Here is a 14,227-nt window from a genome sequence, read left to right as displayed (position 1 = left end):
GTGCTTGGCAACATAGAAGTCCACCAGCGTGCCGTTTTCTTTCAGCTTGATAATGCTGCCGGTGGACTTGTTGCCCAGGGTAGTTGTGGCCATTAGATTTCCTCCTTTATGAGAGGGGGCGCACGGAGCGCCCCCAAACCGTTATTTTTCGTTATTCACTGGCGGGCTGGGCCTGGTAGTAAATGGCGCTCTTTTTGTTGTCCAGCACAAAAGCGCCGTAGCAGATGCGCCCCTCCACCAGGGAGCCGGAAATGCCGGGAGGATTTTCATGCACGGTGTAATCCTCCAGCTTGACGGGGGCCACGGTGGCGCAGGGGTGGGCCACCATAAAGCCAAAGTCCTCCGGGAGCCGGGCGGCGGGGATTTTCTGCACATTCATCCCGTCCAGAATACCAATGACGCCCTGGAGCCGGAGCTCATTGCCTACATTGGTTTCCATGATGATGTCCTTGCACTTCTTCATCAGGACGTAGATGGCGGGGGTGACCACCAGCACCCGGCCCGTCTCCGGGACCTCGGCGTCATCCAGCGCCTGGGAGGCGGCCAGGATTTCCGTGTAGATGTTGGTGTTGGTCAGCGCCTTGGCGGCGGGCTTGTTCCCAGCGCCGGTACACATCACGCCGTAGACATAGGCGTCCACCTCCGGGATGACAACCTCCCTGTTCTGTCGGGCCAGGGCAGAGGCGGCCTGGAGCTGGGCGGCGGTTTCGTCCGTGTCCAGCTTGTCAATGGCAAAGGTGAAAGAGCGGTCCTTGGTGAGGGTAAACTCCTCCGTGGTGGCGTCCAGGGAGTCCACGGCACCGTAGCGGCTCCAGTTGGTGCCGGTGGGGCCGGTGCGCCCGTAGTCGTTCATGGCAGAGGTGGTGACTTTGTAGACCTTGATGGTGTGAGCCCCGGTCCAGTCAAAATCCTGGTTGGTGAGGAGGCTTTTCTTGCTCTCCGTGGAAAACTGTTCATCCGTGTAAGGCTGAAATTTGGTTACAAGATTGATAGCCATAGTATAAAATCACTCCTAAAATTCTCAGATTTTAGGCTTGAAAGCTGCCGCAAGGCGGGCGTTGATGCTGTCGGGGTTTCCGTCCCTGTCCGGGCTGGCCGGTTTCCATCCCTTGAGGACGGGGTCCTGTTTCTTCGGAACGACACCGGGGAACAGCTCCACTAGCTTGTCAGCGGCGGCCTTGAATTTGGCCGTGTCAGAGCTGTCCAGCACCTCCAGGAGCGCCGCCGGATAGCCTTTAGTGTCCAGGTATTCCCGGCAATCCAAACGGGCCTCACGGGCCTCCAGAGCCTTTTCCCGCTCGTCTTTCTTGGCCTGTCCGGTGAGCTTTTCCCGCTCACGAGCCAGCCGATCAGACACAATGCGGTTTACTTCGTCCTGGGTGAATGTTCGTTCTCCGCCGCTTGCCCCCGGCGTGGGGTCTTGGGTCTGCTGCTGGGTGTTGTTGAGTTCTTCACTCATAGTGCAATCCTCCATTTTTACGCCCTGGGTGGGCTGATTTACGGGGGGCAGGCCTACCGCTGAAACCTTAACAAATGTCAACAAGTGTCAACATAGAGGGGTGGGGCCCCGGCGAATGCTGAAACACCGGGGCCCCTATATGAAAACAGGAGGCCACCCCATGACCGTGCGAGAGTGTTTCCGCCGCCCCGCCGCCCAGACGGGGAGGAGGAACGCTCTCACTGTAATAATGGCGCTTGCCGTTTCAACAATCCTCAACAGCAGAAAAGCGGGGAGCCGCAGCTCCCCGCCCTTTTTATGGCCGACTTTTTCCGCTGTTTTGCTGTTCCTCCAGCTCCTCCATGAGTATGTAGAGCTCCGCCGGGTCCGGGGCATATTCCCCCCGGATAAATTCTGGGCTGAACACGTCCAGACTGCAAAAGCTGTATTTATGCTTTGGAGAAGTTGCGTAGCCGTGGTAATTCAATATGATGTGGTTCCTGATTGCCACGCAGGCATAGGCCGGGAAAGTGGTCCCCTTGGGTATGCCGTACTTCATGGCCTGATCTGCCACCTCTACCAGCGTTTCATAAGCGCAGGAAACGGCCTCCTCCCGTCCAATGGGCACCCCGTCACACTTCACATTGGCGTACTTCCAGGCCGTCCATTTGGCGGCGTCCATCGTGTCCACAATGGCCACGTTGCGCTCCGCCAGGGTGGTGAACGGCTTGTAGCGGTCCTCTGTCAAGTGGCGCTCCATCTCTGCCCTTGCGGCGCTGTACTCCGGGAAAGCCTCATCCGGCTCCACCCCCAGGGCCTCCGCTACGGCCTCGGCGGTTTCGCTCTTAATGCGGTTAATGGTCCGGCCCCTGCTGGGCTGCCCGCCACGCTCCACGCCGTTATAGTTGAACGCATAGCCCCGGCGGCGTAGCTCCTCTGCAAATGCCCGGCGGCCCGGAAAGCCCGCCGCTTTGCGGAGCGCCCGGAGCCTCTGAACGTCCACGGGCACGGTGAATGAACCGAGTTTTAATCCTTTACGCATATTCAATTCTCCCCTCTTGCACCACGGCGGCCCTTTGTGGTACAATGAGGGCGCACGGGTGCTGTGATTGACTGTCGTGGCGTTTGTGCATTGCTCTCCCGGTGTTAGCAGCGCCGGGGAGCCTCTGGCGGTTTGGTCTGTTAGCAGCAGCCCAAACCGCTATTTTTATTGAGTTTTATTGACCACCCTGGGGCGGAAATAATAGGCGTTGCCGGAGCGGTACAGCTCCAGGCGGCCCTCCAGGGCCATTTTCTCTGCCTCCTCAAGCATGACGGTCCCGAAAGACACCCCCAGATCATCCGGCGGGTATTCCCGGCCCATTGCGTAGAGGCGGGCCTCCGATATTCCCTCAGAGGGCGGGCGGCGCTGAAAAAGCGCCTCTAAAATGGCCCTTGCTTGTTCATGCCTACTCATTATCAGATCTCCCTCAAATGTTCCGGGTACTTGTTGCGGCTAAAACCGTTGCGGCACAAGGGTTTTCGGCCTTTTGCAACATTTGCACCGACTTTTTCATCTTTATTTTTATTTTGTGCCTTTTAGAGGATTTAGAGAGTACATATAAAATCCGTTATTTTCTCTAATTCCTCTAAACTACCTACATACTGCCCATTTATATTTAATGTTCCAAATGTTCCGTTCCATCCAAAAATCAAGTAATATCAAGGGTTTCCGGCGGAACATTGCAACATTGAGGGCGCTTGAAAGTTACAAATGCCGGTTTTGTCGCTTTCGGTACTTGAAAGTTACAAAATTCTCTAACTGTAACTTTCACGGCTGTTTGTTCCATCCCTTTTGCACTCCGTAGGGGCCAAACCTGCCAGCCTTGCCGGTTTTGTTCCACCCTCCCAGGGAGGCGATTGCGGCATTTATCTCCACGGCGTCCGCATAGGTCATGGTGTCCTGGGGCCTGCCCCAGGCCTCCACCCAGACCTCCAGGGCGCACACCCGGTCACGGTCCACAAGGCCCTCCTCCGTGGGAGGCTCCGCCCAGAATTTCCGCCGCTCCTCTATGCTCCAGTCCCCCCAGTTTGAGGGGATTTTCCGGGCCAGAAAGCCGGGGATGGATTGCAGGGGGAGCGGGGCTGTTTCCCGCCTGTGGGCCGCTCGTATCTCCTCCAGCGTGGGCAGCCCGTAGGGCTTGAGCGTGTCCTGCCGCTCCCCGGACAGATCGGGAGCGAACACGCCCAGGGCCTTTGCCACCTTGATGATGGTCTTGGGCCTGCCGGAGCCGTGGTTGAGTATCACGGAGAGGCGCTTTTGCGTCAGCCCGGCCCGCTCCGCCAAGTCCTTATAGCGGGGGATGCCCCGCTGGGCCATGAGGGCATCCACCCGCTTTCTGTCTATCTTCACAGCTCATCCGCCTCCCAGAAAAGCCCGTCCAGGTGCAGAGTGGCCTCCCGGCGCTCCGCCCGGCCGATGTCCAGCACCTTGTAGCCCTGCCGCCCAAAGGCCCGCATGATGAGCTCCTTGGAGCTCTGGCCCACAAGCTGGGCGGCGTGGAGCTGGTCCAGGGTGAACACAATGGCGTCCTCTCTGGTTTCGTGGGTACGCTGGTCCTCCACCAGCACGTCAAAGCGGCGGAGCTGCACAGTCATGGTAGTTTTCAGCATTTCAAGATACCTCCATAATATTTTTCTGGGTGTTCGCCTGGACCCACGCCGCCAGGCCTGCACGGGAGATGCGGACACGGGTGCCGATACGCAGCACGGGGAAGTCCGCCCGGTGGATAAGGTTGTAAACCGTCTTGGAGCACACCCCCAGCTCCTCCGCCGCCTCCTGGACGCTCAAGGTGAGCTTGCCCTCCTGGGCCACGGCCTCCACCGGCACGATGGGCGGCGGGGTGATTTCCTCCAGGGCAAAAGAGGTGTGGCCCCGCTCCAGCAGCGCCCGCCCTGGGTCATCGCTCTCCAGCTCAAAGGTGTGTCCGCCGGGGAGCTTTACTTTCCATTTACGCATTGTTCAGTCCTCCTTTTCCATGATTTCCGGCCCCAGCACCGCCGCCAGCTTGCGGGCGGTTTCCTCGGAGCAGGTCTTTCCGCTTTTGACGGCGGTAATGGTCACCCGGCTCACGCCGGACAACTCCGCCAGCCGCTTTTGGTTGATGTCCCGCCGGGCCAGCGCCGCCGCAAATGCTACTCGGTCAATTCTCATGTGGTGCTCACCTCCTTTAGCATTTGCTCATACTCTGATTATAGCAGTATCATTTGCTAAAGTCAACAGGGAAAATGAGCAAATGCTAAAATATTTTTCTTGACCTTTTGCAAATGCGAGAGTATTATATATTTGAGGTGATGCACATGACCACGGGACAGCTCATAAAAGCCGCCCGCAAAAAAGCAGGTATGACACAAGAGGAGCTCGGAAAAAAGATAGGTGTTTCCGGGTCCTCAATGGCCCAATGGGAAAACGACCTCCGCAATCCAAAGCTGGACACGCTCCAGCGGATAGCCGCCGCCCTGGGGGTCCCCGTCCAGGACCTTATCAGCGATTGGGAGGCCGTGGATAAAGAGGAATTTAAGCGGGTATTCATATATGGGGAGGGTATCAAAGACCGCATAGACGCCGCCCTGGACCGGCTCAACGATGAGGGCCAGGAAAAGGCGGCGGAGCGGGTGGAGGAGCTGACAGAAATACCCAAATACCAGAAATAATGCCCCGCCCCGGTGCTGCTAACACCCGGCGGGGGAGAAGTCCACGACAGTCAATCAACGGCACCCGTGCGCCCTTTTGCGCCGGGTGGGAAAGGAGCACATCATGGCCAAAAGAGGCGCAAAGGGAGCGGGGAACATCCGCAAGCGGACCATCACCCGCAACGGCAGACAATACACCTATTGGGAGGGCCGGGTCACTACGGGCCGGGACCCCACCACAGGGAAACAAGTGCAGCGCTATTTCAGCGCAAAGACCCAGAAAGAAGTCCTGGAGAAGATGCAGGCGGTGGCGGTGTCTGTCAATGACGGCACATACACCCCGCCCTCAAAGCTCACCGTGGGCCAGTGGCTTGACATCTGGGCGGGCAATTACCTGGGCGGGGTCAAGTACAACACCACCCGCATTTACAAGGGCAACATCAAAAACCACATCACGCCCGCCCTGGGCGGTGTCCGGCTCTCTGATCTGCACCCCCACACGGTCCAGGTGTTTGTAAACGGCCTCCAGGGGCTTTCCCCTCAGTCCGTGCGGATGGTCCACCAGGTCCTCCACCACGCCCTGGAGCGGGCCGTCATGCTGGGCTACATCCCGAAAAATCCCGCTGCCGGGTGCGTACTGCCCCGCAAGGCCCAAAAGGAAATACACCCATTGGACGATGAGCAAGCTGCCGCCCTGCTGGATGCCGCCAGGGGCGGAGAGCTGGAGAACATGGTCACGGTGGCCCTGTTTACCGGCCTCCGCATTTCGGAGCTGCTGGGCCTCACCTGGGATGCCGTAGACTTTGAGCGGGGTACGATAACGGTTGACAAGCAGCTTGCCACGTTCTACGCCCAGAAAGAGGCGGGGCCGTTCACCACGCCCAAAAACGGAAAGCCCCGGACCATTGCCCCGGCGGCGTCTGTCATGGCCGCCCTCCGTGCCCAGCGCCGCCGCCAGATGGAGGCGCAGCTCCGGGCGGGCCCGGCCTGGAGCAATCCCCACGGGCTGGTATTCACCGGGGAGAACGGGGGCCGGGTGCTCCAGCAGACGGTGGACAAGCATTTCCGGGCGCTCACCAAAGCCGCAGGCCTGGAGGGGGTTCGCTTTCACGATTTGCGCCACACATACGCCGTCAACGCTATCCGGGCCGGGGATGATATAAAGACCATCCAGAGCAATTTGGGCCACGCCACAGCGGCCTTTACCCTGGACAGATACGCCCACTTTACAGAGCGGATGAGGCAGGACAGCGCCCAGCGCATGGAGGGTTTCATCAAAGAGGTAATGAAACTGTAAAGGGGGAAAAATGGGAAAAGCGCTCCACGCCATTGCATTGCAAGGCATGGAGCGCTCTTTTTTGATATGCCGGTCATGTCAATGCGGACCTCCGCCGTAGTGAAACGGTTGATGGCGTCCCGCTCCGCAATGTCCCGCAAATACTCCAGCTCCTCCGTGGAGGTGCTGAGGGCATCGGCGGCGGCCCCGGTGTTGGCGGCGGTCTGCCCGGTGTTGCCCAAAAGGTCATCCATGGCAAAGTCACCATATCCGCCGGTGCCCAGGCCGCCCGCTCCGTAGTCCGTAGCAGCGCCCAGGTCCATGTCAAACAGGCCACCCACGGCGTCAGAGATGCCGCTGGCCACGCCGTCACCCCAGTTGGCTCCAGCGTTGAAAGCGTCCCCCACCCAGCCGTTCTGCCAGGTGTCAAAGGTGCTCATGCCCTCGTTGAAAGCGTCCCCTACACTCACAAAGTCCTGGATGTTGCCGGAGGCCTCCGCCGCCTTGGCGGCGTAGTCGCTGGCCGCATTGGTGATGCCGGAATAGTCAAACTCCACAAAGGGCAGCTTGTTCAGCGCCTCGCAGATACCGGCCACCACGGTGAGCGCCGTGGAAAGCAGGTTGTAAAACCAAGCCTGCACGCCGGAGATGACATTGCTGAACGCAATGCCGATGTTTTGAGCACAGGCCCCCAGGGCGTTCCAGATGCCCAGGGCAATGTTGGCGATGGTCAAGCCCAGGTTGACAAAGAATTGCACCACCACATTGATGCCGCCGCAGATGACGCCAAAGCCGCTGTTGGCGATGCCGGTAAACTTGGCGATGGCCGAACAGGCGGCGTAGATGGCCGCCACAAGGGCGATGACCAGCACCACAATCCAGGTGATGGGACAGGCCAGCAGGGCCGCATTGAGCCCATACTGAGCCGCAGTCTGGGCAAAGGTGGCCCCGGTGCTCATCATCAATGCCGCTGCTTTCACGCCCTCAGCCAGCGCCATGGCGGCGTTGATGCCGTTGGTGATGAGGGCCACGGCATTGTAGGCGATAAAGGCGGCCACCAGGCCGTAGACAATGGGGCTTATCCAGCTCCAGTTGTCCACCACAAAGGCGGCCCCGTTGATGAGGAGGTCCAGCACGCCGGTGGCCACCGTGGCCAGCATGGCCAGCCCGTTGATGGCCCCGTTGATGACCGTGTTAAACTGAGCGCTGTTTGCCACCTGGTTGAGCCGTGTGAGCACAGGGTCAAAGGCCGCCAGGGCCGTGTTTTGCATCTTGGTGGCAATCTGGGCCCAGGTCAGGGGCATACTTTCAAACTTGGCGTTGGTTTCATCGGCGGCGGCAAACATGGCGTTTTTGACCACCTCAGCGGTGATGAGGCCCTGCTCCGCATATTGCTTGATGGAGCCCTCCGCCACGCCCATGTAGCTCTCAATGGCACGGGCAATGCCGGGGGCGTTCTCCAGGATGGAGTTGAGCTCCTCGCCCCGGAGGGCACCGGCGGCCATGGCCTGGGTGAGCTGGAGCATGGCGGCAGACTGGCCCTCCGCCGTAGCGCCGCCAATGACAAACTGCTTGTTGATTTGTTCCATGAAAGCGATGAGCTCATCATTGCTTTCAAAAGCGGAGCCCGCATTGGCTCCCATACTGGCGATGGCGGAGGCGGTGTCCAGATAGGCGGACCGGGACCTCTGGGCAGAGGCCATGATTTTTTGCTCCAGGGCCTCCACAGAGCCCCCGTCATCCACAAGGAAATTGAGGCGGGCCGTGGTGCTGGTCAGCTTGTCAGACAGCCCCAGGAGCGCTTTTATACCGGCTCCGGCGGCCAATGTGGCCACAATGCCTTTGACCTTGCCCAGCAGGCCGCCCGCAGCATTGGTGCCGTTGCGGAGGCCCTTGTTGAGGATTTCCTCCTGCTCTGCCGCCCGGCGGTAGCCCTCCGCCATTTCATCCACTTCACGGTTGGCCTGCACCAGCGCCGCTCTGGCCGCCTGGATTTGCGCCGTGTCCACAGCACGCCCGGAGGCCCGCTGGACCTGCTCAAAGGCATTGAGGGTGGTGTTGAGCGCCGTGTTGATTTTTCTGAGCACGCCGCTGATACCGTCATTGAGGACCATCTGAGATCTGATTGTTGCCACGGGTTCACCCCCTCTTTTAAGAATTAGGCCCCCGCCATGCAGCGGGGGCCTCTGTTACTTCCGTTTGGCTCTGCCTTTTCTCATCTTGCTTTTCAGCTCGGCCTCCCGTTTCTTTTCATCCTCGCCTCTCACTTGGATGGAGGCGATGACAAAAGCCTTTTCCTTGACGGGCAGGTCTAAAAACTTGGACGGCTCCCAGCCAAACTTTTGCAGGCAGAAATGGGCAAAGTTGGCCTCCGGGTCACCGTCCAGGATTAGTTTTTTGCCTCGGCCACCATGTCATCATCGGTCTTGAAACCGTTGACCTGGAAAACCTCCGTGACATAATCGTCAAACTCACCGCCAATGAGCAGTTTGCCAATCAGCTCCTCCGGCTTGGCCACGCCCCAATCATTCTGGAGTGCGGCGTTGTTGAGGTCCGGGAACACGGTGCAGCGGGCCGCCACCTTTGCCTGGAAAGTGTAGGTGTCAAGCTGCTGGGTGTACTGGCCTTTCTTGCCGGGCACGGGGACCTGGCGGATGCAGGCGGAGCGGATGCGGGCGTACTCATCGGCGGAGATGCAGCAGATTTCCCACTCCATGGGCTTGCCGTCCTCCCCCTTGATACGGGGGGAGGCGGCAAACTTGTGATTTTCAATCTGCTCGACATTGGCACGCATGAAAGCGGACAGGTTACTCATGGATTTTTTCCTCCTTGTGTGTTATGCGGCCTTACATGTAGGCCGGGTTGGTGTACTGTTCGGGCCGGGTGAAGCTGTCACAGTAGCCCTCAATGGACTGCTCGACAAAATCACCCTCCGCATTGAACATGGACAGCAGCACATCACCGTCCAGGATGCAGTTGTTGTAGATTTTGGTGCTCCGGCCCACGGTGGTGGCGGGGTCATCGTTGGAGGTCTGGATGTCAAAGGTGGGCATCACGCCGGTCTTGATGAAGTCCTCCACCACCTTGTCAAAAATCTCCGTGCATTTGTAGATGGTCATGGAGAAAGACAGGGCAACGGTCTGGGCCTTGTGGCCCACCACAACACCGCCCAGCTTGTAAACCTCAGCGGTGTTGACGGATGCCGTGCCCTCAAACTCCTTGGCCATGAGCATGGAGTAGCGGGTCCCGTCAATGGTGACAAAGCACTCCGCAAAATTGGCGCTTACAGCGTCCTGGGTGTTCATGGTCGGCTTGGACATTTTCCTTTCCCTCCCTTACTGGATAATCACGCTCATGTAGAGCTGGGCCATGGCGTTGACCACATTGAGCCCGTTGACGATGCAGAGGACGGCTTTCTTGCTGTCACCCTGCTCACAGGTCACAATTTCCGGGTCAAAGTTCTCCACGGCCCGGATGTCATCAAGCTGCTGGATGAGCTTGGTGATGTCCCCCCACAGGGAGGAGCGGCCAGAGGCGTCATTGGGCACGGTGCCCAGGTACTTTTGGCCGAACAGCACCGCCACATCATTGGCAATCTGGTCACACACCCGGATGGTCTGGTTGCTCTGGAAAATCTCCCCCTTGGTGTCGGACAGAGTGAGCAGGGTGTTGATGTCCTCCAGCACCCGCACATCACCATTGACATTGTGGAAGATAAACTTGCCCGCCTTGAGGGCCGCCTCCAGCTCCGCCTGGGTGTAGTCGGTATTGATGGTCAGCTCACCATCATACTTGAAATTGGTGAGGGACTTGTTGACCGCACAGCCCGCCTCAGCACCGGCCACCCAATACACCAGGGAATGGGTGGGCACGCTGGCAATGGTGGGGTGGGTCACGGTGTTCCACACGCCAATGATGCCCTCATAGTCCGCCGTGCTGGGCTGCCAGGCCACAAGCTGGAATTTACTGCCCACCTCATCCCGGACACGGCTGCAAAACTGCTGATAGAGCCGGACGGTGGTGGCGTCCGATGCCGGGCAACACAGAGCGTTGTAGGCATAGGGCTCAATCTTGTCCAAAAAGGCTTGGTGGGCCTCGCCGTTGATGGTGGTGGCATCCGCCCCGTTGGTCAGAGGCATCCCGGCAGATGCGGACAGGGTGGCCTCCGTCTTGAAGTCCACCCAATCGTTGCTTACCAGAGCCTCAGCATCCTCAACGGTCTGGGTGTCAGCGGCCACGCCGTCCACATAGGTGGTCACATCCCACAGGTCCGGCTCATCCACATTGGCGGCCACCACAATGGTGATGTCGTTGCCTTTCACGCCGCCATACTTAGCCGTGGCCAGGGTGTTGGAGGCCTTGACGGCCCCGGAGCCCAGGCGGTAGCAGTAGACGGTGGTGGCGTGGGTGAAAATCTCCCGCAGGGGGAGCATCTTGGGGTGGTCGTAGGCATAGCCGAAAATGGTTTTGCTGTTCTTCTGAAACTCCCCGGAGGTGACGGCGAAAACCTCACCCTCCGGGCCCCAGCTCAGCTCAAAAGGCGCTGCCGCAAAGCCTCTGTCAGAGAGGGTAGCGGACGCCCTGGGCACACTGGAAAAATTGACATAGTAACCGGGCAGGACCTTGTTTTGGACCTGCCAGGTGCCGCCGCCCAGCGCCATATTAGTTCACCTTTCCTTTCATGTACTTCTCAATCAGCCCGTCCACCTCATTCAAGGTGTAGGCCTTGCCGTCCTCCAGCAGAGCCCGGATGAGGTCCCGCCGGTTGGCATATCGCTTGGAGGCCACAAGCTGCTCCTTTTTGTAAGTAGCGGCCCCGGTGGCCTTTTCGCTGTTCGTGGTCTTGGCTTGCGCCATGTTTATCCCTCCATTTCAATATCAAGGGTTTCCATGAGGACCGGCTCCTGGGGGATGTAGGCGTGGTGGTCATAGCTCACCAGCACATGCAGGACGCCCTCCTCAATGGTCCATTCGCAGTTGGTGCAATGGATGAGGTCCCCCTCCGGGGTGGTGATGTCCCGCAGGAGCATGGTGAGCTGATCTGCCACCTCGCAGCACTCCGCCACCCCCACCTTGGGGTAGTAGATGACATCCAGGGTGGGGGTGCGGAGAAACCGCTCTCCCACCTGCTTGCTCTGCCCGGCGGAGGGCATGACCACATTGAGGTCCCCAGGGTTGAGGCCCTGCTTGACATTCCCGCCGTGTACCTGCACAGCAGGAAAAGCGGCGTGCAGCGCAAGGCTCACGCCGTCATAAATGCTCTTAAAACTGATTTCAGACATTGAAAGCCTCCCGCAGCAGCGCCTCCAGCTTTTTCTCAATGACGGCAGGGGCCACCCGCTCAAGGTCCTTTTCAGACAGGGTGAGGAAATACTGCCCGGCCACCCAGCCGCCTCCGCCACGGGTGCGGTGCCCAAACTCCACATAGCTGGCGTAGTGGACAGGGTTGATGACCTCGATGTAAAAGGTCCGCCCTCTCTTGAAAACTGGCAGAGCGTTGGCGTAGGCGGCGGGGTCTACTTTCCCGCCGCCCGCCGCCTCCTGCTCGGTCCGGGCGGTCCAGCCCCGGCGCAGGGTGCCGCCCTTTTTTCCGCTGCTCCGGGGGTATTGCCCCACCGGGGTGCGGGGGATGACCAGGGCCAGCAGCCGGGCGGCCAGCTCTTTGGACACATCCTCACAAAATTTGTCCAGGTCCATGTCCTGGAGCTTTTGCAGGTTATCCCGTAGCTTTTGGAGCTGCTTGTAATCGACATCGCCCCACCGCATTAAGCCCACTCCTTGAACAGCTCCAGGGGGACCTCCTGGTGGCAGGTGTAAACGGCAGGTTTGCCGCTCCGCTCATAGTCACGGGTGACGCCGTTCTGGGTCACCGTGATTTTAGAGCCCTCCGGGATGTCCACGGACGGGTCAATATAGAGCGTCACCGTCTGAGCCACCAGGGCCGCCTCCTCGGTGGGTTCGGTGCTCTTGACGGTCTGGTGGGAAATGCGGCAGGGTAGGCCGGAGGCCGTCACTTTCTCCACCGGCTCCGTGCGGCCATTGGCAGGGTTGAGCACACCCTGCCGCACGGTGACGGTGGCCAGGCCGGTCCAGAGGCTCTGGATGGCCTTTTTGTAGGCGGCGGGGACTACCATCTCAGCCTCCGAAAAGCCGCCAGGGTGCTCTCTGCCGGGTGCATGAGCTGGGCCAGCATGGCGTCAAAGCGGCTTTCCGCATTGCTTGCACCATCGCTGGCCCCGGCAAAGGTCACGGAGATGTCCCCCTCCGTGATACTCTTGGCGGGGGCGTTGAAGTCAAAGCCCTCCAGCCCGTCAAGCCCTCCGGCGGCTTTCTTATCAAACAGGAAATGACCGGCCACCATGTCCACAAGGGTGTAAAAAAGAGGAGGCGGGAGCTTTCGGTGGTTGATGTTCGCCAAAAGCTCCGCCTCACACTTGCGGATGGTGTATTTAAGGCCGGTTTCGTCATCGTCCGTGACAGTGTAGCCCAGCATGGCCAGCCGGTCCACCACGGCCTCATACACGCCCTCCATGTCCTTAGCCTCTGGAGAGGATGCGGGCAATGGGGATGGCCTTGTGGGCGATGTAGGAGCGGTCCCCCTCACCGCTCTCACCAGAATGGACCAGGCACCAGTTGGCACCGTTGGCCAGCTCTGCATCCGTGGGGGAGAGAGTGGTCTGGCTGGTCTTTTCGTAGGAGATGCCAAAGGGAGAGAACACCTTACGCTGGCGGGTGTAGAGGGTGTCCACACCGCCGTCCGTCTTGGGGTCACGGGCCATTTCATAGGGGACCTTGGCACCGATGTCCTCAAAGCTGATAGCGCCCTCGCCCAGCACATAGGTGGTGTAGCGGGTGCCGGGGACCACATAGCTGTCCGCCGCAGGGGTGCCCTCGCCAAAGTAGGGGGTGACCTCCGCCTGGTTGATCTGGCCAGCAGTAGCACCGGAGGCCTTGACCTGGAGCGCTCCCTCATCGGAGGCGCTGGCGGGGAAATAGCCGTCCTCGGCGGGCATGCCGTCATCCACCACAACGGTCTTGCCGTTCCAGGTGTAGAGGGTCAGGTCACGGGTCACACCGTCCTTGTCGGTGTACTTGAGGGCGGTGAGCAGGTTGAGGTTTTCCAGGTTGGTGGCCACAACGGAGTGCATGAACACCAGGGAAAATTTCTTCTTACGGTCACCGCAGGCCTGGGCAGTGGCGCTGTTCATGGTGGTGGCCTCCATGTTGCCCGCCACCTCATAGGTGTGCTTGGCCACAAATTCAGCGCTCTGGCCGCCGGTCATGGCAAAGACGCCCTTGAGGACAGCCAGGATGGTGTCCTGGTCAATGTCCTGCCAATACTCGGAAACCTGCTGGGCCACATTGTCCATCCAGTCAATGCCGCCGGTGATGTCAAAGGAAAAGTCCTTTTCGGTCCAGGCCTTGGCCCGGCCAATGACCACCACGCCCTGCTCAAAGGTCTTGGTGGAGGTGGCGGTGATGTCGGTCTGGCCGTCATAGTTGACAGCATCGCCGTCCAGCAGGCCCCGCATGGCGATGCGGGCATAGCCGGTGCCGCCCTGGGTGCTGAAAACCTCCCGGATGTCGGGGTTGCCCGCCAGCGCTCTGGACTTCCGCATTTCATTGAGGCGGGTGCGGGGGATGCGGTCCACCGCATACTTGAAAGCCTGGGGGTTGAAAGACTTGGCATCAAACTTGGTGTTAGGCATAGTTCAATCTTCCTTTCTGAGAATTAGAGCAAACCCAGAAAATAGAGTGAAGTCACCGCCGCACTGTACAGCAGTGGTATGATAAATGTGGAGATGATGAATATGCTTCACAATGAATCACGGAACTTATTG

The 14,227-nt window shown here is 59.4% G+C and carries 19 protein-coding genes and 1 pseudogene; 2 read left to right on the top strand and 18 right to left on the bottom strand.

Annotated elements, in window-relative coordinates; translation table 11 throughout:
* Window positions 1–151: 151 nt before the first annotated feature.
* The 8 genes from B5F27_RS14185 to B5F27_RS14155 form a co-directional block, all read right to left on the bottom strand.
* Window positions 152–997, bottom strand: coding sequence for a hypothetical protein (locus B5F27_RS14185; RefSeq protein ID WP_087368765.1), 846 nt, complete (start codon window positions 995–997; stop codon window positions 152–154).
* Between the two features lie 24 nt (window positions 998–1,021).
* Window positions 1,022–1,459, bottom strand: coding sequence for a hypothetical protein (locus tag B5F27_RS14180; RefSeq protein WP_087368764.1), 438 nt, complete (start codon window positions 1,457–1,459; stop codon window positions 1,022–1,024).
* Between the two features lie 295 nt (window positions 1,460–1,754).
* Window positions 1,755–2,480, bottom strand: a complete 726-nt coding sequence (locus B5F27_RS14175) for a helix-turn-helix domain-containing protein (RefSeq protein ID WP_087368763.1) — start codon at window positions 2,478–2,480, stop codon at window positions 1,755–1,757.
* A 165-nt stretch (window positions 2,481–2,645) separates the two neighbouring features.
* The gene (locus tag B5F27_RS16610) at window positions 2,646–2,894 is read right to left on the bottom strand and encodes a hypothetical protein (RefSeq protein ID WP_144066539.1); all 249 of its coding nucleotides are present in this window, start codon (window positions 2,892–2,894) and stop codon (window positions 2,646–2,648) included.
* A gap of 354 nt (window positions 2,895–3,248) precedes the next feature.
* Complete coding sequence (locus B5F27_RS14170) at window positions 3,249–3,830, bottom strand: helix-turn-helix transcriptional regulator (RefSeq protein WP_087368762.1); 582 nt, start codon at window positions 3,828–3,830, stop codon at window positions 3,249–3,251.
* Complete coding sequence (locus B5F27_RS14165; protein ID WP_087368761.1) at window positions 3,827–4,090, bottom strand: hypothetical protein; 264 nt, start codon at window positions 4,088–4,090, stop codon at window positions 3,827–3,829. The genes B5F27_RS14170 and B5F27_RS14165 overlap by 4 nt, the downstream gene beginning before the upstream one ends.
* Before the next feature lies 1 nt (window position 4,091).
* Window positions 4,092–4,436, bottom strand: coding sequence for a helix-turn-helix domain-containing protein (locus tag B5F27_RS14160; RefSeq protein WP_087368760.1), 345 nt, complete (start codon window positions 4,434–4,436; stop codon window positions 4,092–4,094).
* A gap of 3 nt (window positions 4,437–4,439) precedes the next feature.
* Window positions 4,440–4,631, bottom strand: a complete 192-nt coding sequence (locus B5F27_RS14155; RefSeq protein WP_087368759.1) for a helix-turn-helix transcriptional regulator — start codon at window positions 4,629–4,631, stop codon at window positions 4,440–4,442.
* A 146-nt stretch (window positions 4,632–4,777) separates the two neighbouring features.
* Between B5F27_RS14155 and B5F27_RS14150 the strand changes: the two genes are divergently transcribed.
* The gene (locus B5F27_RS14150) at window positions 4,778–5,131 is read left to right on the top strand and encodes a helix-turn-helix transcriptional regulator (RefSeq protein ID WP_158098255.1); all 354 of its coding nucleotides are present in this window, start codon (window positions 4,778–4,780) and stop codon (window positions 5,129–5,131) included.
* A gap of 103 nt (window positions 5,132–5,234) precedes the next feature.
* The gene (locus tag B5F27_RS14145; protein WP_087368757.1) at window positions 5,235–6,407 is read left to right on the top strand and encodes a site-specific integrase; all 1,173 of its coding nucleotides are present in this window, start codon (window positions 5,235–5,237) and stop codon (window positions 6,405–6,407) included.
* Window positions 6,408–7,645: 1,238 nt separating this feature from the next.
* Here B5F27_RS14145 and B5F27_RS17330 read toward each other — a convergent pair.
* The 10 genes and pseudogenes from B5F27_RS17330 to B5F27_RS14095 all read right to left on the bottom strand — a co-directional run.
* A pseudogene (locus tag B5F27_RS17330) lies at window positions 7,646–8,329 on the bottom strand (tape measure protein); the annotation flags it as partial.
* 446 nt (window positions 8,330–8,775) lie between these two features.
* Complete coding sequence (locus B5F27_RS14135) at window positions 8,776–9,201, bottom strand: hypothetical protein (RefSeq protein ID WP_079699112.1); 426 nt, start codon at window positions 9,199–9,201, stop codon at window positions 8,776–8,778.
* A gap of 31 nt (window positions 9,202–9,232) precedes the next feature.
* Window positions 9,233–9,706: a phage tail tube protein gene (locus tag B5F27_RS14130; RefSeq protein WP_079699113.1), complete on the bottom strand. Its 474-nt coding sequence runs from the start codon at window positions 9,704–9,706 to the stop codon at window positions 9,233–9,235.
* 15 nt (window positions 9,707–9,721) lie between these two features.
* The gene (locus B5F27_RS14125) at window positions 9,722–11,047 is read right to left on the bottom strand and encodes a phage tail sheath family protein (protein WP_087368755.1); all 1,326 of its coding nucleotides are present in this window, start codon (window positions 11,045–11,047) and stop codon (window positions 9,722–9,724) included.
* A 1-nt stretch (window position 11,048) separates the two neighbouring features.
* Window positions 11,049–11,243, bottom strand: coding sequence for a hypothetical protein (locus B5F27_RS14120; protein WP_079699115.1), 195 nt, complete (start codon window positions 11,241–11,243; stop codon window positions 11,049–11,051).
* Window positions 11,244–11,245: 2 nt separating this feature from the next.
* Window positions 11,246–11,668 carry a DUF6838 family protein gene (locus B5F27_RS14115; protein ID WP_079699116.1) on the bottom strand — a complete coding sequence of 141 codons (423 nt, stop codon included), beginning with the start codon at window positions 11,666–11,668 and terminating at the stop codon, window positions 11,246–11,248.
* Window positions 11,661–12,152 (bottom strand): HK97 gp10 family phage protein, encoded by a 492-nt coding sequence (locus B5F27_RS14110; RefSeq protein ID WP_087368754.1) that lies wholly within the window; start codon window positions 12,150–12,152, stop codon window positions 11,661–11,663. Before B5F27_RS14110 ends, B5F27_RS14115 begins: the two co-directional genes overlap by 8 nt.
* Window positions 12,152–12,520, bottom strand: a complete 369-nt coding sequence (locus B5F27_RS14105; RefSeq protein ID WP_087368753.1) for a hypothetical protein — start codon at window positions 12,518–12,520, stop codon at window positions 12,152–12,154. The genes B5F27_RS14110 and B5F27_RS14105 overlap by 1 nt, the downstream gene beginning before the upstream one ends.
* Window positions 12,514–12,918, bottom strand: coding sequence for a hypothetical protein (locus B5F27_RS14100; protein WP_087322669.1), 405 nt, complete (start codon window positions 12,916–12,918; stop codon window positions 12,514–12,516). Before B5F27_RS14100 ends, B5F27_RS14105 begins: the two co-directional genes overlap by 7 nt.
* 4 nt (window positions 12,919–12,922) lie before the next feature.
* Entirely contained in the window at window positions 12,923–14,095 is a 1,173-nt protein-coding gene (locus B5F27_RS14095; RefSeq protein WP_087368752.1) for a phage coat protein, read from the bottom strand.
* Window positions 14,096–14,227 lie beyond the last annotated feature (132 nt).

The organism is Faecalibacterium sp. An192, assembly GCF_002160175.1.
Classification (GTDB): Bacteria; Bacillota; Clostridia; order Oscillospirales; family Ruminococcaceae; genus Faecalibacterium.
Note: the sequence above shows the minus strand (reverse complement) of the source record. Positions and strands in the feature narration are given on the sequence as shown.

Coding starts and splice junctions, on each gene's coding strand:
- B5F27_RS14095 (WP_087368752.1), bottom strand. CDS start 14,095: ATGCCTAACACCAAGTTTGATGCCAAGTCTTTCAACCCCCAGGCTTTC.
- B5F27_RS14155 (WP_087368759.1), bottom strand. CDS start 4,631: ATGAGAATTGACCGAGTAGCATTTGCGGCGGCGCTGGCCCGGCGGGAC.
- B5F27_RS14100 (WP_087322669.1), bottom strand. CDS start 12,918: ATGGAGGGCGTGTATGAGGCCGTGGTGGACCGGCTGGCCATGCTGGGC.
- B5F27_RS14135 (WP_079699112.1), bottom strand. CDS start 9,201: ATGAGTAACCTGTCCGCTTTCATGCGTGCCAATGTCGAGCAGATTGAA.
- B5F27_RS16610 (WP_144066539.1), bottom strand. CDS start 2,894: ATGAGTAGGCATGAACAAGCAAGGGCCATTTTAGAGGCGCTTTTTCAG.
- B5F27_RS14130 (WP_079699113.1), bottom strand. CDS start 9,706: ATGTCCAAGCCGACCATGAACACCCAGGACGCTGTAAGCGCCAATTTT.
- B5F27_RS14160 (WP_087368760.1), bottom strand. CDS start 4,436: ATGCGTAAATGGAAAGTAAAGCTCCCCGGCGGACACACCTTTGAGCTG.
- B5F27_RS14185 (WP_087368765.1), bottom strand. CDS start 997: ATGGCTATCAATCTTGTAACCAAATTTCAGCCTTACACGGATGAACAG.
- B5F27_RS14145 (WP_087368757.1), top strand. CDS start 5,235: ATGGCCAAAAGAGGCGCAAAGGGAGCGGGGAACATCCGCAAGCGGACC.
- B5F27_RS14125 (WP_087368755.1), bottom strand. CDS start 11,047: ATGGCGCTGGGCGGCGGCACCTGGCAGGTCCAAAACAAGGTCCTGCCC.
- B5F27_RS14110 (WP_087368754.1), bottom strand. CDS start 12,152: ATGCGGTGGGGCGATGTCGATTACAAGCAGCTCCAAAAGCTACGGGAT.
- B5F27_RS14180 (WP_087368764.1), bottom strand. CDS start 1,459: ATGAGTGAAGAACTCAACAACACCCAGCAGCAGACCCAAGACCCCACG.
- B5F27_RS14175 (WP_087368763.1), bottom strand. CDS start 2,480: ATGCGTAAAGGATTAAAACTCGGTTCATTCACCGTGCCCGTGGACGTT.
- B5F27_RS14115 (WP_079699116.1), bottom strand. CDS start 11,668: ATGTCTGAAATCAGTTTTAAGAGCATTTATGACGGCGTGAGCCTTGCG.
- B5F27_RS14165 (WP_087368761.1), bottom strand. CDS start 4,090: ATGCTGAAAACTACCATGACTGTGCAGCTCCGCCGCTTTGACGTGCTG.
- B5F27_RS14150 (WP_158098255.1), top strand. CDS start 4,778: ATGACCACGGGACAGCTCATAAAAGCCGCCCGCAAAAAAGCAGGTATG.
- B5F27_RS14120 (WP_079699115.1), bottom strand. CDS start 11,243: ATGGCGCAAGCCAAGACCACGAACAGCGAAAAGGCCACCGGGGCCGCT.
- B5F27_RS14105 (WP_087368753.1), bottom strand. CDS start 12,520: ATGGTAGTCCCCGCCGCCTACAAAAAGGCCATCCAGAGCCTCTGGACC.